Origin of the sequence: Brevundimonas sp. ZS04, from assembly GCF_001956865.1 — a bacterium.
GTDB lineage: Bacteria > Pseudomonadota > Alphaproteobacteria > Caulobacterales > Caulobacteraceae > Brevundimonas > Brevundimonas diminuta.
Genome location: NZ_MTHE01000013.1, coordinates 39,242 through 62,986 on the forward strand (window position 1 = coordinate 39,242; position 23,745 = coordinate 62,986).

Here is a 23,745-nt window from a genome sequence, read left to right on the forward strand (position 1 = left end):
ACCTAGGACGCCTCGTCCCCTTTCCCCCGCCGCAGTATGGTCTATGTGTGGCGGATGGCCGCCGCAGAGACCCCCGTAGAGACGTTCAAACGCGCCCTGTCGCACGCCGCGCGGGCGCTGGCCGAACAGGCCGAGCTGGAGGTGCGTTTCGGCTCGGACGGACCGCGTCTGTCGAACGGCGTCCTGTCCCTGCCCCACCCGCCGCGCGATCCGGCCGCGCCGGAAAGCGCCGCCCTGCGCGGCCAGGCCGACCGGCTGGCCCTGCGCCTGGCCAATCATGATCCGGCGCTGGACGCGCGGCTGCGCCCGGTCGACATGAACGCCGCCGAGGTGTTCGACGCCGTCGAACAGGCCCGCGTCGAGGCCGTCGGCGCGCGCGAGCTGAAGGGCGTGCGGCGCAACCTAGAGTCCGCCCTGATCACCCGGCTGGAGAAGTCGGGCGCCCTGCGCGCCGAGGCGGCCCAGGTGCCGGTGGCCGAGGCGGCCGCCCTTCTGCTGCGCGAGCGGATGACGGGCGAACCGGCGTCGGACGGCGCCAAGGCCATGCTGGACCGGGTCCGCGCCGACCTTGAGGCCAAGGCGGGCGCCGAGCTGGACGCCCTGGCGGCCCTGGGCGACGACCAGGCGGCCTTCGGCGCGCGGATGAAGGATCTGCTGCGCGCGCTGGATCTCGACCCCGGCGACGCCGACGGCGGCGACTCGCCCGAGGAGGACGGCGAGGACGACGCCGACAAGCCCGATCAGGACCAGGCGGATCAGGACGAGCAGGAAGAACAGGACGGCGGCGAGGGCGGCGACTCCCTGGACGGCACGGCCGACGACCAGTCCGCCGAGGACGAGCGCCAGGCCCGTCCCGACGGCACGCCGGGCGAGCCCGACGGCGAGGGCCAGGAAGACGCCCCCGAACTGAGCGAGGGCGACCGCCCCAACCATCAGCAGACCCAGGATGACGGCCGGGCGGTCGAGGTCTATCGCGCCTTCACCACCGCCTATGACGAGGTCATCGACGCCGCCGAGCTGTGCGACCCGATGGAGTTGGACCGGCTGCGCGCCCTGCTGGACGCGCAGCTGTCGACGCTGGGCAGCGTGGTCTCGCGCCTCGCCAACAAACTGCAACGGCGTCTGCTGGCTCAGCAGAACCGCAGCTGGATGTTCGACCTTGAGGAAGGGATGCTGGACACGGCGCGTCTGACCCGCGTCATCACCGACCCGACCAGCCCCCTGTCGTTCAAGATGGAGAGCGAAAGCCCGTTCCGCGACACGGTCGTGACCCTGCTGATCGACAACTCCGGCTCGATGCGCGGGCGGCCGATCATGGTGGCGGCGGTGTGCGCCGACATCCTGGCGCGGACGCTGGAGCGGTGCGGCGTCAAGGTCGAGATCCTGGGCTTCACCACCCGCGCCTGGAAGGGCGGGCAGTCGCGCGAGGCGTGGATCAGCGCCGGGAAGCCCGCCAACCCGGGCCGCCTGAACGACCTGCGCCACATCATCTACAAGGGCGCGGACGCGCCCTGGCGCCGGGCCAAGAAGAACCTGGGCCTGATGATGCGCGAGGGCCTGCTGAAGGAGAACATCGACGGCGAGGCGCTGGAATGGGCGCACGACCGCCTGCTGGCCCGGCCCGAGGCGCGGCAGATTCTGATGGTCATCTCGGACGGATCGCCGGTCGACGACTCCACCCAGTCGGCCAACGCGGCCCTGTATCTGGACAAGCACCTGCGCCAGGTGATCGAGAAGATCGAGACGCGCAGCCCGGTCGAGCTGCTAGCCATCGGCATCGGCCACGACGTGACCCGCTGGTATCGCCGCGCCCTGACCATCGTCGACGTCGAACAGTTGGCGGGCGCCATGACCGAAAAGCTGGCCGAACTGTTCGAGGCCGAACCGAAGGCCATCAGCAGCAAGGGCGGGCGGGCTCCGCACAAGCGCGCGGCGTGAATCGCCGCCTCTATGTCGCCGCCCTGATCTCCCTCGCCCTGGCCGCCTGCGCCGGGGCGGCGGTCACGTCACGCCCCTGGACGCCCGAGGCGACGGCCGACGGCTGGGCGCCCGCGGGCGGGTCGACGCGACAGGTCGGCCTGGGCTGGCCCGGCGGCGCACGACTGGCCAAGGGCGTGCGTTATGCGGGCGGGGTGCAACTGATCGCAGCGCCCGTCTCCAGCCTGCACGGACTGTCGGACCTGAAGCTGACGGGCGACGGCGGTTTCGTGGCTGTGTCGGATTCCGGCGATCTGGTGCGCGGGCGGCTTGAGCTGGATGCGGACGGCAAGCTGTCGGGGCTGCACGATCTGCGGGTGCGGCGGCTGACGACGGCCGAGGGCGAGCCGATCGCCGACAAGGCTGCGGGCGACGCCGAGGGGCTGGCTCTGGGCGAAGACGGCGAGGTTCTGGTCAGCTTCGAGCGCGAACATCGCATCTGGAGCTACGGCCCGCTGGACGCGCTCAGCGCCCGGCCGCAGGCGCGGCCGCATCCGGCGGTCGACTTCCCGCTGAACGAAGGCCTGGAGGCGCTGGCGACCGCGCCCGGCGGCTGGCGCGTCGGCGGCGAAGGCGGCGGGGTCTGGGACTGCTCGCTGGAGGGTTGCCGCCCCGTGGTCGAGCCGACGGCGCCCACTGACAGTTGGCGGCTGACCGGTCTGGAGCGCGATCCCCGCGGCGACGGCTGGTTCGCGGTGCAGCGGTCGTGGCGCCCGCCGTTCGACGTCCGCGCCCGCGTGCGCCGCATGGACGCCGACGGCGCGCTGGGGCCGGTGCTGGTCGAGCTGAAGCTGCCGGGCCTGACGGATAATTTCGAGGGGATCGCCGCCGAGCGCCGTGCGGAAGGAACGCGCCTCTACATCCTGTCCGACGACAACGCCAATCCGGCGCAGAAGACCCTGATGCTGGCGTTTGACGTCAAGTGACCCTTCTCCCTCAAGGGGAGAAGGGATTCAGATGCGTTCGCTGATCTTGATGGCGGCCTTGCAGCCGACCTTGATGACGCTGCTGAGCAGGCGGTAGGCGGGAGCCTCGCGGCTGCCGTGCTCGATGGCGTGGTCGTGGTGGGCCAGTTCCTCTTCGCGGAACTTGGTCAGTTCGGCGGCCAGTTCGGGATCGCGGTCGCGGATTTCCTCGATCTGGTCGGCGTAGTGTTTCTCGATGACGCTCTCGACCGCCTCGGTGCAGGCGTGGGCGGCCTTTTCCGAGATCAGGGCCGTCCCGGCGCCCAGGGCCGTCGCCGCCAGCTTCCACAGCGGGATCATGGCCGTGGGGCGCACCCGGTTCTCGTTCAGCAAAGCCTCGAACCGGGCCAGGTGGACGGCCTCGTGCCCCTCCATCTCGGTCAGGTCGGCTGCGATAGCGTCCTTGCCCTTGCGGCCCTCCAGCACGGCGCGCTGGGCGCGGTAGATGTGGACGGCGGCGAACTCGCCCGCGTGGTCGACGCGCAGCATCTCGGCCAGGCGCGCCTTGTCCTGCCCCACGCCGGGGCGGGCCAGGGGAATGCGACGGGCGGCGGAGACGGCTTCGGCTGATTGGGTCATGACGCCTCTATCCTAGCTCCTCGGCGCGCGGGCGTCCTTGGGACGTTTCGCCGCCAGCAGGCTGAAGACAGCCAGCGTCAGGGAGATCACAAAGTTCCAGCCCGCCATCGACAGACCCGCGAAGCTCCACGGAATGTCGCCGCAGGAAACGAAGCCCGCGCTTCCGCCCGTGCCGTCGATCAGGGCCGTCAGGGCCGACAGGTCGATGGTGGTGCTCGGCGCGGCCATGCAGGTGGCCGGCAGGGCCCACCACTTCAGCTCGCCCCCGGCGTGATAGCCCGCCGTGATCGCCCCGGTCAGGAAGATCGCCGCCAGCAGGAAGGAGGCGATGCGCGGCGTGCCCCGGCTGGCCCGGCTGAACAGAGCCCAGAAGGTGGCGGCCCCGGCGATGGCGACGGCGGCCCAATAGACCTCGCGCTGCTTCAGGCACAGGCTGCACGGCGGCATTCCGCCGAACCGCTCGAACGCATGGGCCGCGCCCAGCATGGCCAGCGACGCCCCAAGAGCGAAGGCCGTCCACCAGCGGGTCAGCAATTTGTAGATCGCGCTCATCTGCGCCTCACAGGAACCAGGCGCCTCTCATAAACTGAGCGGAGAGCGGCGTCGATCAGTGACCGACCAGCTTGACCATAAAGAAGGCGCCGACCAGCAGGACCAGGAACAGGACGGTGAACAGGGCCAGCCGCTTTTCGACGATCGCCAGCATGGGCGGACCCCAGCGCTTGAGCACGAAGGCCACCAGGAAGAAGCGGGCGCCGCGCGTCAGCACGCACAGGGCGATGAACAGCGCCAGATTGAACTGGAAGATGCCCGAGGCGATGGTGATCAGCTTGAAGGGGATGGGCGTCAGCCCCTTGATCAGGATCACCCAGGCGCCGTGCTGCTGGAACAGGGCCTTGGACGCCTCGAACGTGTCCGCCTTGCCCAGCAGGGCCAGCATCCACATGCCGACCGGCTCCAGCCAGTAGCCGATGGCGTAGCCCAGGATTCCGCCCAGCACCGAGGCGATGGTGCAGACCGTGGCGTAAAAATAGGCGCGTTCCGGCTTGGCCAACACCATGGGCGCCAGCATGACGTCCGGCGGAATCGGGAAGAAGGAGCTTTCGGCGAAGGAAACGACGGCCAACGAGCGCGTGGCGTGACGGTGGCGGGCCAGAGAGAAGACCCAGTCGTAGAGCTTGCGAAGCATTCAGGCGTCCCGATCGAGGCCCCCGCCTCTCGTCCCCCGCCCGATAGCAGGCCAGGCGGAGCGGCGCGAGAGGCGAACGATCGCCTGCGACACCGGAACGTGTGCCGTTTCAGGCCACAGCCGCCTTGCGCCCGATGCCGCCCCGCCAGTAGGTTCCGCCCCAATCAGCGGCCGCGCCATGTCGGCCTGAGCCGCGTCAAACCATAAGAGAGAGGAGACGCGTCATGCAGGACGCCGCCAAACTCGACCAGGAAAACCCCCTCGGCGTCGACGGCTTCGAGTTCGTCGAATTCACCGGCCCCGAGCCCGAAGCGATGATTTCGCGCCTGGAGCTGATGGGCTTCACCCCCACCCATGTGAACCCGGCCAACGGCGTGGTGCGCCTGAAGCAGGGCGACATCACCATGCTGGTCCACCGCACGCCCGCCGGGCAGGCGGCGGACTTCGCCAAGGACCACGGCCCATCGGCCAACGGCATGGCCTTCCGCGTCGCCGACGCCAAGGCCGCCTATGAGGGCGCGCTGGCGCGCGGCGCCCGCAAGGCCGAAGGCACGGGCGGCGGCGCCCTGGCCGGCGACTACCCCTATGTGCTGCAGGGCATCGGCGGCAGCCTGCTGTACGTCATCGACCAGTACGGCGAGAACGGCTCGCTGTATGACGCCTGGGACGAGATCGAGGGCTGGGAAGAGGCCGAGCGCAAGAACTCCATGGGTCTGGAGATCCTGGACCACCTGACCCACAACGTCCGTCGCGGCGAGATGCGCACCTGGTCGGGCTTCTACAGCTCGGTGTTCAACTTCGAAGAGCAGAAGTATTTCGACATCAAGGGCAAGGCGACGGGCCTGTTCTCCCAGGCCATGATCGCGCCCGACCGCGCCATCCGCATCCCGCTGAACGAAAGCCAGGACGAGAATTCCCAGATCGAGGAATTCATCCGCCGCTACAACGGCGAAGGCATCCAGCACATCGCCCTGACGACCGAAAACATCTTCGAGACAGTCGAGGCCATGCGCGAACGCGGCGTCGACTTCCAGGACACCATCGAGACCTATTTCGAACTGATCGACAAACGCCTGCCGGGCCACGGCGAGGACGTGGAGCGGATGCGCAAGAACCGCATCCTGATCGACGGTTCGGACGAGGAAGGCCTGCTGCTGCAGATCTTCACCCAGGACACCTTCGGGCCGATCTTCTTCGAGATCATCCAGCGCAAGGGCAATGAAGGCTTCGGCAACGGCAACTTCCAGGCCCTGTTCGACTCGATCGAGCTGGACCAGATCCGTCGCGGCGTCATCAAGGTCGACGCCTGAATGCGGTTTCGGCCTCCGCACTGGCTGCCCTGGCTCGGTCCGCTTCTAGCGGCTGGGGCTGGGGCCCTGGCGGGCGAGTACTGGCTGGGGGGCGGCTTCTGGATGGTCCTGGCCGCCGCCCTGGTCTGCGGCTTCGCCCCTATCTTGGCCCATCGCCTGTGGCGACGCCTGCATCATAAACGCTAGACTAAGGCGGAGGGGCCTGGGCGATTGACGCCGCCCCTCCGGCTCGTCTGCCATCGCGGCCGATCCGCCTCCCTCGCGAAGGGAGGAAAAGAATGAATGGGGAGCTTGAAATGAAATCCATCGCCTTGGCCGCCGCAGCGGCCGCCGCCTTGCTGGCCTGCCCGGCCGTCGCTCAGGATGCGCCGCAATGGTCGCTCGCCATCCACGGCGGCGCGGGCGTGATCGAGCGCGCCCAGCTGAGCCCCGAACGCGACGCCGCCTATCGCGCAGGCTTGCAAGCCGCGCTGGACGCCGGATCGGCCGTGCTGGCGCGCGGCGGCTCGTCGCTGGACGCCGTTCAGGCCGCCATCGAGGTGATGGAGGAGAACCCCCTGTTCAACGCCGGGCGCGGCGCCGTCTTCACCTCGGCCGGGAAGAACGAACTGGACGCCGCCGTCATGGACGGGACGGACCTGAACGCCGGGGCCGTCGCGGGCCTGACCCGCACCCGCCACCCGATCGCCGCCGCCCGCGCGGTGATGGAGAAGTCGCCCCACGTCATGCTGATCGGCGAAGGCGCCGAGACCTTCGCCCGCTCGGCCGGGCTGGAGGAGGTGGCGCCGTCCTTCTTCTTTACCGAAAGCCGCTGGCAGGCCCTGCTGAAGGCGCTGCGCGATCGGGGCGAGCCCCTGCCGCCGCGCCCGGAAGGCGCCCCCCCCGAACCGGCCCGCCTGGGCCCGGCCGCGCCGCTCGCCTTCAACCTGCATGAAGCCCCGCTGGACGAGCGCAAGTTCGGCACCGTCGGCGCCGTGGCTGTCGACAGCCAGGGCCGCCTGGCCGCCGGCACCTCGACCGGCGGCACCACGGCCAAACGCTGGGGCCGGGTCGGCGACGTGCCGATCATCGGCGCCGGCACCTACGCCTCCAACGCCGACGGCTGCGCCGTCTCGGCCACCGGCACGGGCGAGTATTTCATCCGCGCCACCGTCGCGCGCGACATCTGCCGCCGCACGGCCGAAGGCGCGACCGTCCAGGCCGCCGCCGACGCCGAGATCGCCGAGGTCGGGACCATCGGCGGGGACGGCGGCGTCATCGTCATGGGCAAGGACGGCGTCCACGCCTTCTCGATGAACACCTCGGGCATGTATCGTGGCGCCGTCTCATCGACCTCGCCCGCGCGCGTCGCCATCTACGGCGACGAAGCAGGCGCGCGTTGAGACCTAAAGGCGACCATTCCGGCGTCGTCGTGCCGCCGCCGGTGATCTATTTCGCCTTCCTGCTGGGCGGGTGGGGGCTGGGCCAATGGCTGGCCGAGCCCTCGCTGGGCCTGGCGACCGAGGTCCGGCGCGGCGTCGCCCTGGCCTTGATCCTGGGCGGCCTGCTGCTGGATGGAGCGGCGGCGGGCCATTTCCGCCGTCTGGGCACCCCGCCCGAGCCGTGGAAGCCGACGACGGTCCTGGCCACGGGCGGCCTCTACCGCTTCAGCCGCAACCCCATCTATCTGGGGTTCGCCATCACCTATCTGGGGCTGGCGATCGCCATGGACAGCCCGATCGCCCTGGGCCTGCTGATCCCCTGCCTGATCGTGATCGACCGCTTCGTCATCGCCCGCGAGGAACGCTATCTGTCTGCTCGTTTCGGCGCCGAATACGACGCCTATCGCCAGAAGGTCCGTCGATGGCTGTGAGCCCTGAACCTCCCGCGCCCCATGCCGACGAACTGTCGGAAATGGCCATTGAAGAGCTGGACGCCGCCTGCGGTCTGCGCTGGGTCGAGCTGAAGGCCGTCACGCCCTGGGGCGACACCTATGAGGGCATGGCCCCGTCCGGCCGCACGGTCGAGATCGAGCGCCGCTACCTGTGGGCGCACGAACCCGCGGGCGCCGTCATCGTCGAGGTCGAGGTCCGCGACCCGGCCAAACGCACCGGGGCCGAGGCTCGCGCCGTCATCAGTCCGCCGGGCGTCGAAACGCGCTGAACGGCGTCTTCATGCGCTGATCTTCGCTCAATCCGCTTTCCAAGCTTCGCTCTCAAGACTAGCTTCTTCTTATGAAACTCGCCTCGCTCAAGCACGGCCGTGATGGCCGCCTCGTCGTCGTCTCCAACGACCTGAACTGGTTTACGGACGCCTTCCTGATCGCCCCGACGCTGCAGGCGGCGCTGGACGACTGGGAGCGGTGCGAGCCGCTGCTGCGCGCCCTGGCCGAGAGCCTGGAGCACGAAGCCGTGCCGCGCGGCCGCTTCCACGAGCGCGACGCCGCCGCCCCCCTGCCCCGCGCCTATCAGTGGGCGGACGGCTCGGCCTATGTGAACCACGTCGAGCTGGTGCGTAAGGCGCGCGGCGCCGAGATGCCGCAGAGCTTCTGGACCGATCCGCTGATGTATCAGGGCGGCTCCGACGGCTTCCTGTCGCCGCGCGACGCCATCCCGCTGAAGGACGAGGCCTGGGGCTGCGACCTGGAGGCCGAGATCGTGGTCGTGACCGGCGACGTGCCCCTGGGGGCGACGCGCGAAGAGGCGCTGGCGGCGATCCGCCTGGTCGGCCTGGTCAACGACGTCAGCCTGCGCAACCTGATCCCGGCCGAACTGTCCAAGGGCTTCGGCTTCGTCCAGTCCAAGCCGGCCAGCGCCCTGTCGCCGGTCTTCGTCACGCCGGACGCCCTGGGCGACCGCTGGACGGACGGCAAGCTGTCGGGCGCCCTGCTGGTCCAGGTCAACGGCCAGGACTTCGGCCGCGCCGACGCGGGCGTCGACATGACCTTCGACTTCGGCACGCTGATCGCCCACCTGGCCAAGACCCGCGCCCTTGGCGCCGGGACGATCATCGGCTCGGGCACGGTGTCGAACAAGGACGCCGACGGCGGCCCCGGCAAGCCGGTGTCCGAAGGCGGCCTGGGCTATTCCTGCATCGCCGAGATCCGCACGGTGGAGACCATCCAGACCGGCGCGGCCAAGACCCCCTTCCTCAAGCACGGCGATACCGTTCGCATCGAGATGCTGGACGACAAGCATCACACCCTGTTCGGCGCCATCGAACAGACGGTGGCGGCGGCCTGAGGCGTCCGACGTAAAAACTGGCGGCGGCTGCGCTTCATCGATTGACGCGACCACAGCCGCCGCTAGATTGCGCCGCCTTGAGCCTAGCCGTGCCGGTGTGGTGGAATTGGTAGACGCGCCGGACTCAAAATCCGGTTCCGCAAGGAGTGTCGGTTCGAGTCCGACCACCGGCACCAGCTGACTTCAAGGCTCCGCTGAGGATTGGAGCGACGCTCTCCTCGGCGAATCATATCCCGCAAGACGACCCGTCGGCGGAATCGCGGACGCCTCAACGGACAAGGGCGCGGCGCCGACCAGGGCCCCGTCCTCGGCGCAGAACGGATTCATCTGCCGCTCCCAGCCGCCGTTGAGCGAGCAGGAATAGCAACCCGACAGCATTACGCAGACGCCGAGGACCGCTAGGGCTTTCCATGTGCGTGCGAGCATCATCGTCCTTCCTCGTCCCTCTGTAGCACAGTCCCCGCCCGCGACGCCGATCGCGGCGCAGCGTGCGCGCAACTTGTGCATTTCAAGAAAACAGCCCCCTTGAACAAGCGGACACAAGTGTCCACTTAGCGCCTCATGACCCGCCCCTTGCGACAAGACGCCGCGGAACGCCGCGAAAGGCTGCTGAAGGCGGCCGAGGAGGCCTTTGCGCGCGACGGGCTGGACGTGCCTCTGCATCTGATCGCCGAAAAGGCCGGGGTGGGGCGGGCGACGCTGTATCGAAACTTCGCCGATCGGTCGGAGCTGGTGTTGGCGATCTTCGTCGAGCAGATCGAGGATCTGGGCCGCCGCACGCGCGCGCGGTTGCATGATCCGGACGCCTTCCTGTGGTTTCTGGATCAGATGGCAGCCCTAATGATGGGCAGCGCCGGCCTGTCCACCGCCATTCGCGACCTGAAGGTCGAGGCGATGGAGCCGGTGCGGCGAAGCCTGCGCGAGGCCGGCGCCGAGGCCCTGGCCGTCTCGCAGGCGGCGGGGCGAGTGCGGGCCGATCTGACCGTCGAGGACATTCGCGTCCTGGCCCTGATGCTGGGCGCGCCGTCGCGGGCCGTCGTCTCGTCCGAGGATCGTATCGCTCTCAGCCGCCGCTCGTTGGAGCTGGCGCTCGAGATGGTGCGCGCCCAGGGCGGAGCGCGCGCATGAGCCGCCGTCACTGGAATCTGCCCTGGGAAGAATTCTTCGCCACGCTGAAACCGCACGAACGGCCGGTCATGCCCGGTTCGCCGTCGACGCCCGACCATACGATGCCCTGGCGCCTGGCCTATGGGCTGGTGGGCGCCCTGGTCACCATGACCGGCAGCCTGGGCAATGCGGCGGTGACGGCCAACCAGCCGCAGTTGGCGGGATCGCTGGGCGTGACCCTGGCCGAGGCGGCCGGGCTGCCGGTCATCTTCGTCATGACCAACGCCAGCATGAACCTGCTGCTGGTCAAATTCCGCATCCAGTACGGCCTGCGGCTGTTCGCCGAGATCGTCTTGATCGTCTTCCTGGCCGCCGCCCTGGCCCACCTGTTCCTGCAGGACTTCGTCTCGACCCTGGTGGTGCGGGCCGTCGCCGGGGTCGCGGCGGCGGGCATGACGACGCTGGGCATCCTCTACATCATTCAGGCCTTTCCGGCGCAGCACCGGCTGAAGGGCATCATCCTGGGCGTCGGCCTGTCCAGCCTGGCCATCCCAGCGGCGCGACTGGGCGTCACCACCCTGCTGGACCGCGATCTGTGGCGGGCCTTCTACATGTTCGAGGTGGGGCTGGTGCTGGTGGCCCTGCCCGCCGTCTTCGCCCTGAAGATGCCGCCCGCCCAGCGCATCAAGAGCTTCGAGCCGCAGGACTTCATAACCTTCGCCCTGTTCGCGCCAGGCATGGCGCTGCTCAGCGCCGTGCTGGGTTTGGGGCGGATCGTCTGGTGGTTGGAGGCGCCGTGGGTCGGCTGGGCCCTGGCCGCCGCCGTCCTGTTGCTGTCGGCCGCCGCCATCCATGAGTACAACCGCGCCAATCCCCTGATCGACCTGCGCTGGCTGGCAGGGCGTGACATCGTGCGCCTGATGCTGGCCATCCTGCTGATGCGGATCGTCCTGTCGGAACAGACGACCGGCGCGGTCGGCTTCCTGCAGCAGATGGGATTGGGGAACGACCAGATGCACAGCCTGTTCTGGGTCATGCTGGCGGCCACGGCGGCGGGGTCGCTGGTCAGCGCCTTCACCCTGAACCCGAACAAACTGTGGAAGCCGATCTCCATCGCGCTGGGCCTCATCGCCCTGGGCGCCTATCTGGACAGCCACGCCACCGTGTTGACGCGGCCGAGCGAGCTGTACGTCAGCCAGGCCCTGCTGGCCTTCGCCGCCGCCTTCTTCATCGGGCCGACGATGATCATCGGCTTCGGCAAGGTGCTGCAGGGCGGCGGCAAGAGCTTCATCAGCTTCATCATCTTCTTCTCCCTGTGCCAGAACGTCGGCGGCCTGATGGGCTCGGCCCTGATCGGCACCGTCCAGACCCTGCGCGAGAAGTTCCATTCCAATCAGTTGGCCGAGAGCATCGGCCTAGGCGATCCCGAGACGGTGCAGCGGCTGCAACAGCTGGGCGGCGCCTACGCCCACGTCATCGACGACCCGGCCCTGCGCCAGAGCGCGGCCCTGCGCCTGCTGCACCAGCAGGTCAGCCAGCAGGCCCAGGTGCTGGCCTACAACGACGTCTTCCTGATGATCTCCGTCGTCGCCGCCGTCGGCGCCGGCTGGGTCGCCGTCAACCATTACCGCCCCCGCATCGAGGCGCTGTGCGCCCGCCGTCGCGACGCCGCCCAGGCGAGCCAAGCGCCAGCGCCCTCCGCCGAGTGAACCGGACCCGACCATGACCGACGCCTCCCCCTCCGCCCCGCCGCCTCCCGCTCAAGCGCCTGCGCCTGCCGCGCCTCCGCCCCTGGTGTCCAGGACGCGGCGGATGATGTGGGGCGTGGTCCTGGGCGTGATCGCCCTGATCGGGGCCGGGCTGATCCTGCACGCCTGGGGCCTGCCGCCGTTCTCGGGCGGACCGCAGACGACGGACAACGCCTATGTGCGCGGCCAGGTGACGATCATCAGCCCCCAGGTCAGCGGCTATGTCACCTCGGTCGAGGTGCAGGACTTCCAGACGGTGAAGCAGGGCCAGCTGCTGGCCACCATCGACGACCGCATCTATCGCCAGCGTCTGGAGCAGGCGCAGGCCTCGCTGCATTCGGCCGAGGCGGCCCTGGCCAACTCGGCCCAGAGCCAGGCCTCGGCGCGCGGATCGGTGGCCCAGACGCGCGCCGCCATCGCCGCCGCCCAGTCGGCCGTGACCAAGGCCCGGGCCGATGCGGCCCGCGTGCGCACCCTGTTCGAGGGCGGCTGGGTCGCCCAGGCCCAGGTCGATGTGGCCCAGAACGCCCTGCGCGCCGCCGAGGCCCAGCTGGCCGAAACCCGCGCCGCCGAGGACGTGGCCCAGACCGGCGTGACCTCGGCCGTGGTCAGCCGCGGCTCGCTGGAGGCCGCCGTCGAGAACGCTCGCGCCCAGGTCCGGCTGGCCCAGATCGATCTGGACAACACCCGCATCGAGGCGCCGCGCGACGGCCGCCTGGGCGAAATCTCCATGCGTCAGGGCCAGCAGGTGGCGGTCGGCACGCAGATGACGGCCCTGGTCCCCGACGTGGTCTGGGTCACGGCCAATATGAAGGAGAACCAGATGCGCGACGTCCGCGTGGGCCAGCCTGTCAAGATCACCGTCGACGCCCTGGGCGGCCGCGTCCTGACCGGCAAGGTCGAGCGCATCTCGCCCGCCACCGGCTCGGAGTTCAGCGTCATCCGTCCCGACAACGCCACCGGCAACTTCACCAAGGTGGCCCAGCGCATCCCCGTCCGCATCGCCGTCGATCCGGGGCAGGAAGGCGTCGAGCGCCTGTCGCCCGGCATGTCGGTGACGGCGCGGATCACGGTGAAGGACTAGGCTCCGGCTCGGACCCTGCTCATCGCCTGTCTTGTTGTTGCAGCGCAAAAAACTTCACCTTTGCAGGGTTGCGTCAGCCTGTCGCAGGCGGCATCTGCTCTCCATGACCCGAGCCCCGACCCCGCCCGCCGAGATCGAGGCCAAGCCGTCGCTTCCCGCCAAGGGGCCGGGCTTCGCCGAATTCGTCTGCCTGATCGCGGTGATGATGGCGCTGAACGCCCTGGCGATCGACGCCATGCTGCCGGCCCTGCCCCACATCGGCCAAGACCTGGGCGTGACCAATGAGAACAGCCGTCAGTGGATCATCACCGCCTATCTGCTGGGCTTCGGCGGGGCGCAGCTGTTCTATGGCCCGCTGTCGGATCGTTACGGACGACGCCCCGTGCTGTTCGCGGGCATCGGCGTCTATGTCGCCTTCAGCGTGCTGGCCGCCTTCGCCCACAGCTTCGACCTGCTGATCCTGTCGCGCGTCGGCATGGGCGTGGGCGCAGCGGCGACGCGGGTGCTGGCCGTCTCCATCGTGCGCGACCGCTATGTCGGACGGACCATGGCGCGCGTCATGTCGCTGAGCTTCCTGGTCTTTCTGGGCGTGCCGATCATCGCGCCCGCCGTGGGGCAGATGATCATGCTGGTCGCGCCCTGGCCGTGGATCTTCGGCGTCTTCGCCCTGTCGGGCGGGGCCTTCCTGATCTGGGCCGGGTTGCGCCTGCCCGAGACCCTGCATCCCGAAGACCGGATGCCGATCAATCTCGGCCGCATCGCCGGCGCCTTCCGCTTCGCCCTGATCCACCGTCAGGGGATGGGCTACACCCTGGCCATGACGGTCATCAGCGGGGCGCTGTTCGGCTTCATCAACTCCTCGCAGCAGATCTTCTTCGACGTGTTCAAGGCGCCGGGCCTGTTCCCAGTCGTCTTCGCCCTGGTGGCGGCGGGCATCGCCGTGGCCTCGATCCTGAACGCCCGCCTGGTCGAGAAGCTGGGCTCGCGCCTGATCGCGCACACGGCCCTGATCGGCTTCATCGGCTTCAGCGCCCTGCACGCCGTCATCGCCTACCTGGGCCACGACAGCCTGTGGATGTTCGCCGCGCTGCAGGCCTGCAAGATGTTCTGCTTCGGCTTCATCGCCGGCAATTTCGGCGCCATGGCCATGGAGCCGATGGGCCATATCGCGGGCACGGCCTCCTCGGCCCAGGGCTTCATCTCCTCGATCGGCGGGGCCCTGCTGGGCTTCGCCATCGGCCAGCAGTTCGACGGTTCGACCGTGCCGATGACCGTGGGCTTCGTTCTGCTGGGCGTCGCGGCCCTGCTGCTGGTGCTGGCGGCCGAGAAGGGGCGTTTGTTCAAGGCGCATCACCTGCCGCCGCCCGCAGCAAAGGCTTGATCTTTCGGGCGCGAGGGGGCCTTTTCGGGCGCATCTGAATACGGAGCGTTCGATGACCCTGAAGCTGGTCGGGCGGGTTTCCGCCCTCGCCCTCGCCGCCGCCCTCGCCACGTCCCTGGGCGCCTGCGCCACGACCGGAGAGATCACCCCCATGACTCCGCTGGTCCCCGCCGCGCCGGCCCCGGCCCCCGCGACCGACTACGTCAACGACGCCCACTCCTACGCCCGCCCGGCCGAGGCGCGGGTGACGCACGTCGACCTGGACCTGGCCGCCGACTTCGCCGCCAAGACCTTGTCGGGCAAGGCCACGCTGGACGTGACCGGCCGTCCCGGCGCGACCGAGGTGGTGCTGGACGCCAAGATGCTGGACATCAAGGGCGTGACCGACGCCCAGGGCCGCGCCCTGCAATGGAGCCTGGGCGCGTCTGATCCGATCAAGGGCCAGCCCCTGACCGTGCGCATCCCGGCCTTCCAAGGCGGCGAGACGCAGAAGATCGTCATCGACTATTCCACTCGCCCCGACGCCTCGGCCCTGCAGTGGCTCAGCCCGCAACAGACGGCGGGCGGCCAGAAGCCCTATCTGTTCAGCCAGGGCCAGGCAATCCTGACCCGCACCTGGATCCCGACCCAGGACAGCCCGGGCGTCCGCCAGTCCTACACCGCCCGCATCACCGCCCCGGCTGATCTGACCGTCGTCATGTCGGCCGAGCAGTTGACGCCGAAGGGCGAGGCGGCCGGCGCCGGGACCAAGGCCTGGCGCTTCAAGCTGGACAACCCGATCCCGCCCTATCTGATCGCCGTCGCCGTCGGCGACCTGGCCTTCGCCCCGTTCGACGAGCGCACCGGCGTCTGGGCCGAGCCGAGCCAGCTTCAGGCCTCGGCGCACGAGCTTCAGCCGACCGCCGAGATGGTGGACGCGGCCGAGGCCCTGTACGGCCCCTATCGCTGGGGCCGCTACGACCTGCTGGTCCTGCCGCCCAGCTTCCCCTTCGGCGGCATGGAGAACCCCATGCTGACCTTCGCCACCCCGACCATCATCGCCGGGGACCGGTCGCTGGTCTCGCTGGTGGCGCACGAGCTGGCGCACTCCTGGTCGGGCAACCTGGTGACCAACGCCACCTGGGACGACTTCTGGCTGAACGAAGGCTTCACCTCCTATTTCGAGAACCGGATCATGGAGGCCGTCTACGGCCGCGACGCCGCCGTGCAGGAGCAGGTTCTGGCCTGGAGCGGGCTGCAGGACGAGTTGAAGGAGCTGGCCCCGGCCGACACCCGCCTGCACCTGGAGCTGACCGGGCGCGATCCCGACGACGGCATGAACACCATCGCCTATGACAAGGGCGCCGCCTTCCTGCGGACCATCGAACAGATCGCCGGGCGCGAGAAGTTCGACGCCTGGCTGCGCGGCTATTTCGAGCGCAACGCCTGGCGGCCGATGACGTCGGAACGCTTCCTTCAGGACATCCGCACGCACCTGATCAAGGGCGACGCGGCCCTGGAGCAACGGCTGCAGCTGAACGCCTGGGTCTATGAACCGGGTCTGCCGTCCAACGTCCAGGCGCCGGTGTCGCACGCTTTCGAGCCGGTCGATGCGGCCGCCCGCGCCTTCTACGTCGCCAAGGGCCCGGCCTCGGCCGTGCCGTGGAAGGACTGGAACACCCAGCAGCGCCTGCGCTTCCTATCGTGGCGGCCCGAGGGGCTGGCGGCGGGCGCCGACTGGCTGAGCCCGGCCCAGCTGGCCGATCTGGAAAGCACGCTGAAGCTGGACCGCGAAGGCAACGCCGAACTGGTCTTCGCCTGGCTGCAGGCCGCCCTGGCCAACCGCTACGAGCCCGCCGTGGCTGTGGCCGACCGCTTCCTGACCAGCCAGGGACGGCGCAAATTCGTCCTGCCGCTGTTCCAGACCCTGTGGGCCGAAGGCGACTGGGGCCGCCCGATCGCCACGCGCATCTACGCCAAGGCCCGGCCGCTGTACCACCCGGTCACCAGCAACTCGGTCGATCAGGTGGTGGGGCGTCCGTAAGGCCGTCTAGAGGTTCGTCACCTCCGCCCCGTCCTCGCGCGCCAGCCGGTCCGCGAGGATGGAGCGGTGGCAGCCGCAGGCGTCGGCCTCGAAGCACAGCAGGGCGACGCGCCGTTCGCCCGCCACATGGCGCAGTTGCTGGAAGGCGGCCTCGGCGTCCGGTTCCTGCATATGGGCGCTGAAGACGGCGCGCATGGTCGCGGCGTCGCCCTTGCGCGCCGCGTCGCGCCCGGCCTTGGGCGTACCCAGGGCGCGCAGTTGCAGATAGTCCAGCCCCTCGGCCTTCAGGCTTTCGCCCAGCACGGTCTTGGAAAAGCCCGCGATGCGCGACGAAGCGACCGCCCGCACGTCGGCGACCAGTTCGACCCCCGCCGCCTTCAGCCGGTCGATGACCTGGGCCTGCGTCGCGCCTTCATAGCCGATGGTGAACAGCTTCATGCGGCGATGATGCGCGCAGGATCGCTTGACGCCAAGCCCGGCTGCGGCTCCCCTGCGCCGCGACTGGAGGCGCTGATGATCCGAACCCTGAAGACCCTGTCCCTGGCCGCCGCCCTGATGCTGGCGGCCGCGCCCGCGGCCTACGCCCAGAACCTGCTGATCCGGGGCGGGCCGATCCATACCGGCGACGAAGCCCGGCCGACCGCCGAGGTGGTGGTCGTGCGCGACGGGCGCATCGCCTATGTCGGCGCGGCGAACGGCGCCCCGTCGGCCGAGGGGCTGGAGGTGGTGGACCTGAAGGGGGCGGCGCTGTTCCCTGGCTTCACCGACGGCCACGCCCACCTGGACGGCATCGGCTGGCGCGAAACGACGCTGAACCTGGAAGGCTCCGCTTCGGTCGTCGAAGCCATGCAGAGGCTCCGCGCCTGGGCCGAAGCCCATCCCGAGGGCGTCATCGTCGGCCGCGGCTGGATCGAGACCCATTGGCCCGAGAAGCGCTTCCTGACCGCCGTCGATCTGGACGCCGCCGCGCCGGGCCGGATCGTGATGCTGACCCGCGCCGACGGCCATGCGGTGGCCGTATCCAGCGCGGCGATAAAGGCGGCGGGGATCGACGCCTCGACGCCCTCGCCCTCGGGCGGGGACATCCTGAAGGGACCGGACGGCCGGCCGACGGGCCTGCTGGTCGACGCCTCGGGCGACCTGATCGCGGGCCTGGCGCCGCAGGCTGATGCGGCGGCCACGCGCGCGGCCTATCGCGCGGGCTTCGACGTCTACGCCCGCTACGGCTGGACCGGCATTCACTTCATGAGCGCGCCGTGGAAGGACGTGCCCCTGCTGGAGCAGATGGCGCGCGACGGCGAGGCCACGGCCCGCGTCTACAACAACATCGACATGGGCGACGCGCGCGCCCTGATGGCAGGCGGCCCGCGCGACGCGGGCGACGGCCTGGTCATCACGCGGGCGATCAAATTCTACGCCGACGGCGCCCTGGGCTCGCGCGGGGCCAAGCTGTTCGAGCCCTATTCGGATCGCCCGGACACCACCGGCCTGATGCGCACCTCGCGCGAAGAGGTCATGCCCCTGTATCAGGAGGCGTTGCGCACCGGCGTCCAGATCGCCACCCACGCCATCGGCGATCAGGGCAACCACGATGTCGCCGCCTGGTATGAAGAAGCCCTGCGTTCCGTGCCGAAGGCCGAGTGGAAGCTGGCCGATCCGCGCTGGCGCATCGAGCACGCCCAGATCATCCGGCCCAGCGACTATCACTACTTCGACGAGTTGCCGATCATCGCCTCCATGCAGCCCAGCCACGCCATCGGCGACCTGCATTTCGCCGCCGACCGCCTGGGCGACGCGCGGCTGGACGGGGCCTACGCCTGGCATACGCTGGTGGATCGCGGGGTGATCGTGGTCGGCGGCTCGGATGCGCCGGTCGAGCGGGGCGATCCGCTGATCGAGTTTTACGCCGCCGTGGCGCGGCGCGACCTGAACGGCTTCCAGGGGCCGGACTGGCGCCCGAACGAAGCGGTCGATCGGGCGACGGCGCTGAAGATGTTCACCCTGTGGCCCGCCTACGCCAGCTTCCGCGAGGACGAACTGGGCACCATCGCGGTGGGCAAGCGCGGCGACTTCACCGCCTTCGACATCGACCTGATGACCGTCCCCGCCGCCGACATCACCAAGGGCCGGGCCGTGCTGACGGTCGTGGGCGGGCGCATCGTCCACCGCGCGGACTGAGGGGGCCGGCTGAAGGGGCTGGCGGATCGGGCGGAATCCCGCCCCTTCTCGTTGCGGGGCGGGGCCGCTTCGGTTAAGCCCCGCCCATGAGATTTTCGCCTCCGGCTGCGTGTGCGGCCGGGGCTTGGCGTTGGAGCGTCTGAGATGGCTGATTTCGCCCCCGGTCTGGTCACCGTGTTCGGAGGCTCGGGCTTCATCGGAACCCAGGTGGTGCGCGCCCTGGCCCGTCGCGGCTGGCGCGTGCGCGTCGCCGCGCGCAACGCCAAGAGCGCGCCCGTGCTGCACATGGCCGGCGACGTCGGCCAGGTTCAGGTCGTCCGCTGCGACATTACCGACAAGGCCGCCGTAGCCGAGGCCGTGCGCGGCGCCGACGCCGTGATCAACCTGGTCGGCATCCTGTTCGAGACCGGCGGCCGCAAGTTCCAGACCCTGCACGTCGAGGGCGCGACCAATGTCGCCGAGGCGGCCAGGGCGGCGGGCGCCAAGCGCCTGACCCACATCTCCGCCCTGGGCGCCGACGCCAACGGCAAGGCCGACTACGCCCGCACCAAGGGCGAGGCCGAGGCCGCCGTGCGCGCCGCCTTCCCCGGCGCAGTGATCGTGCGCCCGTCGATCGTCTTCGGCTCGGGCGACCAGTTCCTGAACCGCTTCGCCGCCATGGCGACCTGGTCGCCGGTCCTGCCGCTGATCGGCGGCGGCCAGACCAGGTTCCAGCCCGTCTACGTCGCCGACGTCGCCGAGGCCGTCGCTCGCGCGACCGTCGCCGTCGAAGCGGCGGGCGAGACCTATGAACTGGGCGGCCCGTCGGTCTGGACCTTCGAGGACATCCTGAAGTTCATCCTGCGCGAGACCAACCGCAGGAACATCCTGCTGCCCCTGCCCTTCCCGGTCGCGCGTCTGATCGGCTCCCTGGCCCAGATCCCGGCCGTGATCGGCCTGGCTCCGGCCCTGACCAAGGATCAGGTCGTGCTGCTGGAAAGCGACAACGTCGTGGCGCCGGGCGCCAAGGGCCTGGCCGACCTGGGCGTCGAGCCTTCGGGCCTGGAAGCCATCGCGCCGAGCTATCTGTGGCGCTACCGCGACGGCGGCCAGTACGCCGAAAGCCCTGCCGCCTGATCTCAGATACGGCTCAAGAAAAACCCCTCGGGACCGACGTCCCGAGGGGTTTTTTAATCACGCGGCATGAGGGCGTCAGAGCGCGCCCGTCACGCCCAGGCCGATGATGCCGACGACGCCGACCACGATGCGCCACCAGGCGAAGGGGCCGAAGCCGCGCTTGGACACGAAGTCGAGCAGGAAGCGCACCACGGCCAGGGCCGAGACGAAGGCGGCGATGAAGCCGATGGCGATCAGGCCCAGGTCGCTGAAGTCCAGCACGTCGCGGTTCTTGAACAGGTCATAGAAGACCGCCGCGCCCATGGTCGGCAGGGCCAAGAAGAAGCTGAACTCGGCCGCCGACCGCTTGTCCGTGCCCAGCAGCAGGCCGCCGGCGATGGTGGCGCCCGAACGCGACACGCCGGGGATCATGGCCAGGCACTGGAACAGGCCGATCAGGAAATAGACCCGGAAGGGATAGCGGTCCGCATCGAGATAGGCCGGAACCTTGCGCATCCGGTCCAGCCACAGCAGCAGCACCCCGCCGATGATCAGGGCGACGCAGATCACCAGCGGCGTCTCGAACAGCACCGTCTTGATGAAGCCGTAGGCCAGGAAGCCGATCACCACCGCCGGCAGGAAGGCGACCAGCAGGCCGATCAGGAAGCGCCGCGCCTCCGGGTCGAAGGGCCAGCGCGTCGCCAGCGTCCACAGCCGTTTGAAATAGACGCTGATGATGGCCAGCAGGGCGCCCAGCTGGATGACGATCTCGAACGTCTTGCCGGTGCTTTCAAAGCCGAGGAAATGCCCCAGCAGCAGCAGGTGGCCGGTGGACGACACCGGAATGAACTCGGTCAACCCTTCGACCAGACCCAGAAGGATCGCCGTCAGCCAGTCCGCCATGAATGCTCCGTCTCGATCTTTACGTCGGGCGCGCTGCGCCCTGCGGCGTCCCGTCTCCTCTCCTTAGCGTCCCCGCCCCGCCGCCGCCATTGGCGCGGGCGCTGTTTTGGGCGACAAGGGCAGGGAAATGACCGCCTCTCCCCTCGACGCCGCCCATGAGACCACGCGCCGGATCACCACCTTGTCGGTGGGGACGGCGGTCCTGCTGATCGTCATGAAGGCCTTCGCCCTGGGGGCGTCCGGCTCGGTCTCCATCCTGGCCAGCCTGGCGGATTCGGCGTTGGACCTGGTGGCGTCGCTGGCGACCTTCTTCGCCGTGCGTTGGGCCGCCGCCCCGCCCGACGACGACCACCGCTATGGTCACGGCAAGGCCGAAGGTCTGGCTTCGCTGGTGCAGGCGGGCATGGTGCTGGCCTCGGGCGTCTTCATCGGCTGGGAGGCGGTGCAGCGCATCTTCGATCCCCGCCCTGTCACCTCGGGCGGCTGGGCCGTGGGCGTGGTCCTCCTATCCATCGCCGTCACGGCGGGTCTGGTGTGGATGCAGACCCAGGCGATGAAGAAGACCGGCTCCCTGGCCGTGGCGGGCGACCGCGCCCACTACGCCGCCGATCTGGCCGCCAATGTGGTGGTGCTGGTCGGAGTGATCTCGGGCGCCTTCCTCCAGGCGCCGGGACTGGACGCGGCGGCGGGCCTGGTGGTCGCGGTCTGGCTGGCCTGGGGCGCCGTCAGCCTGCTGAAGGACGCAGCCGGCCACCTGCTGGACCGGGCCGCCTCGGACGAGGAGCGCGCCGCCATCGTCGCCGCCGTGACCGAGGACGACCGCGTCGCCAACGTCCACCAGTTGCGCACCCGCATGGCGGGCCAGGCCCTGATGGTGCAGATGCACGTCGACCTGGACCCCGACCTCAGCCTGAAGGCCGCGCACGACATCATCCTGGACGCCGAGAAGCGGGTGCTGAAGGTCTTTCCCCACGCCGACATCCTGATCCACGCCGACCCGCGCGGCGCGGCCGAACCGCACGGCGGCGCCTTCGCGACGACGCGGCCGGAGACGTCGGACGCCGCCTCGCCCGAAGCGCCCTCGCCGCAAGCCGGACCCTGGTCCTGACCCCCTGCGACAATCGCGCGCGGTAAACGGAGCCTTAACGCGCGCGGGCGCATGAAGGCGGACGATGTCCACGCCCGCCGTCCTCTATCATTTCGCCTATCACCCGGCTTCGCGCACGGCGCGGCTGGCGCTGGGCGAGGCCAAGGTCGACTATAGCGAGGAGGCGGTTCGCCCGTGGGAGGACGACTGCCCCCTGTTCGAGATGAATCCCTCGGGCATGCCGCCGGTGCTGACGACGACGGAAAAGAACCGGCCTCTGACCCTGTGCGAGCTGGACGCCATCCTGGGCTGGCTGGAAGACCGTTCCAAGGGCGACTTCCTGCTGCCCGCCGATGCGGCCGAGCGGGCCGAGGCGCGCCGTCTGGCGACCTGGTTCAGCCGTCGCTTCTCCGACGAAGTGGACGCCGTCCTGCTGCATGAGCGGATGGAGAAGCCCCTGCTGCGGCTCGGCCCGCCCGACGCGCGGATGCTGCGTGAAGGCCGCGAAGCGCTGAAAAGCCATCTGACGGTGCTGGAGCCGCTGGCGGCGGGACGCGAGTGGCTGGCCGGACGCCGTCTCAGCCAGGCCGACCTGATCGCGGCGGGCCATCTGTCAGTGCTGGACTATTTCGGCGAGATCGCCTGGGCGTCCTGGCCGTCGCTGAAGCTGTGGTACTCCAAGCTGAAGTCGCGCCCCTGTTTCCGGCCGCTGCTGGGCGACCGCTTCCCCGGCGTGCACCCGGCGCCCTGGTACGCCGACCTCGACTTCTGAGGCCCCTCAGGGCTAAAGCGCCCTCATGGCGGCCGATCCCCGCATCTTCATCCGACAGCGCGCCGCCGAACTGGGCTTCGGCGTGTGCCGCTTCGCCTCGGCCAGCGATCCGTGGAGCGCGGGCGAGAAGCTGGCCCATTTCGTCGACGCGGGCCGTCACGGCGACATGGGCTGGATGGAGACGACGCTGGAGCGCCGCGCCCATCCCACCGCCATGTGGGACGGGGCGAAGACGGCCATCGTCCTGGGCATGAACTACGGCCCCGACGAAGACCCCCGGCCCGAGCTGGAGGAGGCGTCGGCGGGCTATATCTCCGTCTATGCGCGCGGCGACGACTATCATGAGGTCATCAAAGGTCGGCTGAAGATCCTGGCCGGCCAGATCGCCGCGCGGCTGGGCCAGGAGGTCAAGGTCTTCGTCGACACCGCCCCCCTGATGGAGAAGCCGCTGGCCCAGCGGGCGGGCCTGGGCTGGCAGGGCAAGCACACCAATCTGCTCAGCCGCACCCACGGCAACTGGCTGTTCCTGGGGACCGTACTGACCGCCGCCGAGATCGAGGCGGACGAGGCCGAGGTCGAGCATTGCGGCCGCTGCACCGCCTGTCTGGACGCCTGTCCGACGCAGGCCTTTCCGGCACCGTTCCAGATCGACGCCCGACGCTGCCTCTCCTATCTGACCATCGAATATGCCGGCGCCTGGCCGCGCGAGTTCCGCATCGCGACGGGCAACCGCATCTACGGCTGCGACGATTGCCTGGCCGCCTGCCCGTGGAACAAGTTCGCGCAGGAAGCGTCGGAGACGCGGCTGCAGGCCCGCGATGCGCTGAAGTCGCCGCCGCTGGCGGACCTGCTGGCGCTGGACGACCCCGCCTTCCGCGCCCTGTTCACCAAGAGCCCGGTCAAGCGGATCGGCCGCGACCGGTTCATTCGCAATGCGCTCTATGCGGCGGGGAACTCGAGCGAGGCGACGTTGATCGAGGCGGTCGAGCGGCTGCTGGACGATCCGGCCCCCGTGGTGCGCGGTGCGGCGGTGTGGGCGTTGTCGCAGCTATCGCCGGAGCGGTTCGCCGAGCTGCGCGAGACGCGGCGGGCAAGCGAGACAGATGAAGCTGTGAAGCAGGAATGG

At 69.7% G+C, this 23,745-nt stretch carries 22 protein-coding genes, 1 tRNA gene and 1 pseudogene; 19 read left to right on the forward strand and 5 right to left on the reverse strand.

The genetic code is table 11. From position 1 onward, the window contains the following. The first annotated feature begins 54 nt into the window (after nt 1-54). Complete coding sequence (cobT, locus tag BJP32_RS14015; protein ID WP_076224582.1) at nt 55-1,938, forward strand: cobaltochelatase subunit CobT; 1,884 nt, start codon at nt 55-57, stop codon at nt 1,936-1,938. Continuing rightward, the gene (locus BJP32_RS14020) at nt 1,935-2,903 is read left to right on the forward strand and encodes an esterase-like activity of phytase family protein (protein WP_076224553.1); all 969 of its coding nucleotides are present in this window, start codon (nt 1,935-1,937) and stop codon (nt 2,901-2,903) included. Before cobT ends, BJP32_RS14020 begins: the two co-directional genes overlap by 4 nt. A gap of 27 nt (nt 2,904-2,930) precedes the next feature. Here the strand turns inward: BJP32_RS14020 and BJP32_RS14025 are convergent, their stop codons facing one another. The 3 genes from BJP32_RS14025 to BJP32_RS14035 are packed head-to-tail and all read right to left on the reverse strand — an operon-like array spanning nt 2,931 to nt 4,710. Continuing rightward, the gene (locus BJP32_RS14025) at nt 2,931-3,521 is read right to left on the reverse strand and encodes a demethoxyubiquinone hydroxylase family protein (RefSeq protein WP_003164026.1); all 591 of its coding nucleotides are present in this window, start codon (nt 3,519-3,521) and stop codon (nt 2,931-2,933) included. Between the two features lie 12 nt (nt 3,522-3,533). Then, complete coding sequence (locus BJP32_RS14030; protein WP_046654477.1) at nt 3,534-4,073, reverse strand: disulfide bond formation protein B; 540 nt, start codon at nt 4,071-4,073, stop codon at nt 3,534-3,536. A gap of 55 nt (nt 4,074-4,128) precedes the next feature. Next, on the reverse strand, nt 4,129-4,710 hold the full coding sequence (locus BJP32_RS14035; RefSeq protein ID WP_046654475.1) for a YqaA family protein: 582 nt from the start codon (nt 4,708-4,710) through the stop codon (nt 4,129-4,131). 224 nt (nt 4,711-4,934) lie between these two features. On the opposite strand from BJP32_RS14035, the gene hppD reads away from it, so the two are divergent. The 12 genes from hppD to BJP32_RS14095 all read left to right on the forward strand — a co-directional run bounded on the left by hppD (nt 4,935) and on the right by BJP32_RS14095 (nt 16,584). After that, nucleotides 4,935-6,020 (forward strand): 4-hydroxyphenylpyruvate dioxygenase, encoded by a 1,086-nt coding sequence (gene hppD / locus BJP32_RS14040; RefSeq protein ID WP_076224555.1) that lies wholly within the window; start codon nt 4,935-4,937, stop codon nt 6,018-6,020. After that, entirely contained in the window at nt 6,021-6,206 is a 186-nt protein-coding gene (locus BJP32_RS14045; RefSeq protein ID WP_003164030.1) for a hypothetical protein, read from the forward strand. It abuts the gene before it with no gap. A 110-nt stretch (nt 6,207-6,316) separates the two neighbouring features. Further along, entirely contained in the window at nt 6,317-7,402 is a 1,086-nt protein-coding gene (locus BJP32_RS14050) for an isoaspartyl peptidase/L-asparaginase family protein (RefSeq protein WP_076224557.1), read from the forward strand. Further along, on the forward strand, nt 7,399-7,872 hold the full coding sequence (locus BJP32_RS14055; RefSeq protein WP_052748107.1) for an isoprenylcysteine carboxylmethyltransferase family protein: 474 nt from the start codon (nt 7,399-7,401) through the stop codon (nt 7,870-7,872). Before BJP32_RS14050 ends, BJP32_RS14055 begins: the two co-directional genes overlap by 4 nt. After that, nucleotides 7,863-8,162 (forward strand): hypothetical protein, encoded by a 300-nt coding sequence (locus tag BJP32_RS14060; protein WP_083674009.1) that lies wholly within the window; start codon nt 7,863-7,865, stop codon nt 8,160-8,162. Before BJP32_RS14055 ends, BJP32_RS14060 begins: the two co-directional genes overlap by 10 nt. Nucleotides 8,163-8,233: 71 nt before the next feature. Then, nucleotides 8,234-9,241, forward strand: coding sequence for a fumarylacetoacetate hydrolase family protein (locus BJP32_RS14065; RefSeq protein WP_003164036.1), 1,008 nt, complete (start codon nt 8,234-8,236; stop codon nt 9,239-9,241). Nucleotides 9,242-9,332: 91 nt separating this feature from the next. Beyond that, a tRNA-Leu gene (locus tag BJP32_RS14070) sits at nt 9,333-9,417 on the forward strand. A gap of 397 nt (nt 9,418-9,814) precedes the next feature. After that, nucleotides 9,815-10,369: a TetR/AcrR family transcriptional regulator gene (locus BJP32_RS14075; RefSeq protein ID WP_233126850.1), complete on the forward strand. Its 555-nt coding sequence runs from the start codon at nt 9,815-9,817 to the stop codon at nt 10,367-10,369. Beyond that, on the forward strand, nt 10,366-12,057 hold the full coding sequence (locus tag BJP32_RS14080) for an MFS transporter (protein WP_076224561.1): 1,692 nt from the start codon (nt 10,366-10,368) through the stop codon (nt 12,055-12,057). Before BJP32_RS14075 ends, BJP32_RS14080 begins: the two co-directional genes overlap by 4 nt. A gap of 13 nt (nt 12,058-12,070) precedes the next feature. Then, a complete protein-coding gene (locus BJP32_RS14085) occupies nt 12,071-13,180 on the forward strand; it encodes an HlyD family secretion protein (protein ID WP_076224563.1) in 1,110 nt (369 codons plus the stop codon). A 103-nt stretch (nt 13,181-13,283) separates the two neighbouring features. Continuing rightward, nucleotides 13,284-14,561, forward strand: a complete 1,278-nt coding sequence (locus BJP32_RS14090) for a multidrug effflux MFS transporter (protein ID WP_003164039.1) — start codon at nt 13,284-13,286, stop codon at nt 14,559-14,561. 52 nt (nt 14,562-14,613) lie between these two features. Continuing rightward, complete coding sequence (locus BJP32_RS14095; protein WP_003164040.1) at nt 14,614-16,584, forward strand: M1 family metallopeptidase; 1,971 nt, start codon at nt 14,614-14,616, stop codon at nt 16,582-16,584. A 6-nt stretch (nt 16,585-16,590) separates the two neighbouring features. Here BJP32_RS14095 and BJP32_RS14100 read toward each other — a convergent pair whose 3' ends face one another. After that, nucleotides 16,591-17,022, reverse strand: coding sequence for a DUF488 family protein (locus tag BJP32_RS14100; RefSeq protein ID WP_003164041.1), 432 nt, complete (start codon nt 17,020-17,022; stop codon nt 16,591-16,593). 75 nt (nt 17,023-17,097) lie between these two features. On the opposite strand from BJP32_RS14100, the gene BJP32_RS14105 reads away from it, so the two are divergent. Together BJP32_RS14105 and BJP32_RS14110 are read left to right on the forward strand one after the other, a co-directional pair. Continuing rightward, the gene (locus BJP32_RS14105) at nt 17,098-18,762 is read left to right on the forward strand and encodes an amidohydrolase (protein WP_083674010.1); all 1,665 of its coding nucleotides are present in this window, start codon (nt 17,098-17,100) and stop codon (nt 18,760-18,762) included. A gap of 144 nt (nt 18,763-18,906) precedes the next feature. Then, nucleotides 18,907-19,878, forward strand: a complete 972-nt coding sequence (locus BJP32_RS14110) for a complex I NDUFA9 subunit family protein (RefSeq protein ID WP_076224565.1) — start codon at nt 18,907-18,909, stop codon at nt 19,876-19,878. Between the two features lie 75 nt (nt 19,879-19,953). Here BJP32_RS14110 and BJP32_RS14115 read toward each other — a convergent pair whose 3' ends face one another. Then, complete coding sequence (locus tag BJP32_RS14115; protein ID WP_046654460.1) at nt 19,954-20,760, reverse strand: undecaprenyl-diphosphate phosphatase; 807 nt, start codon at nt 20,758-20,760, stop codon at nt 19,954-19,956. A 127-nt stretch (nt 20,761-20,887) separates the two neighbouring features. On the opposite strand from BJP32_RS14115, the gene BJP32_RS14120 reads away from it, so the two are divergent. The 3 genes and pseudogenes from BJP32_RS14120 to queG all read left to right on the forward strand — a co-directional run. Further along, nucleotides 20,888-21,868, forward strand: a complete 981-nt coding sequence (locus BJP32_RS14120; protein ID WP_076224566.1) for a cation diffusion facilitator family transporter — start codon at nt 20,888-20,890, stop codon at nt 21,866-21,868. Nucleotides 21,869-21,932: 64 nt separating this feature from the next. Beyond that, a complete protein-coding gene (locus BJP32_RS14125) occupies nt 21,933-22,619 on the forward strand; it encodes a glutathione S-transferase family protein (protein ID WP_046654457.1) in 687 nt (228 codons plus the stop codon). Between the two features lie 25 nt (nt 22,620-22,644). Then, nucleotides 22,645-23,745 (forward strand): annotated as a pseudogene (gene queG, locus BJP32_RS14130) (tRNA epoxyqueuosine(34) reductase QueG); the annotation flags it as partial.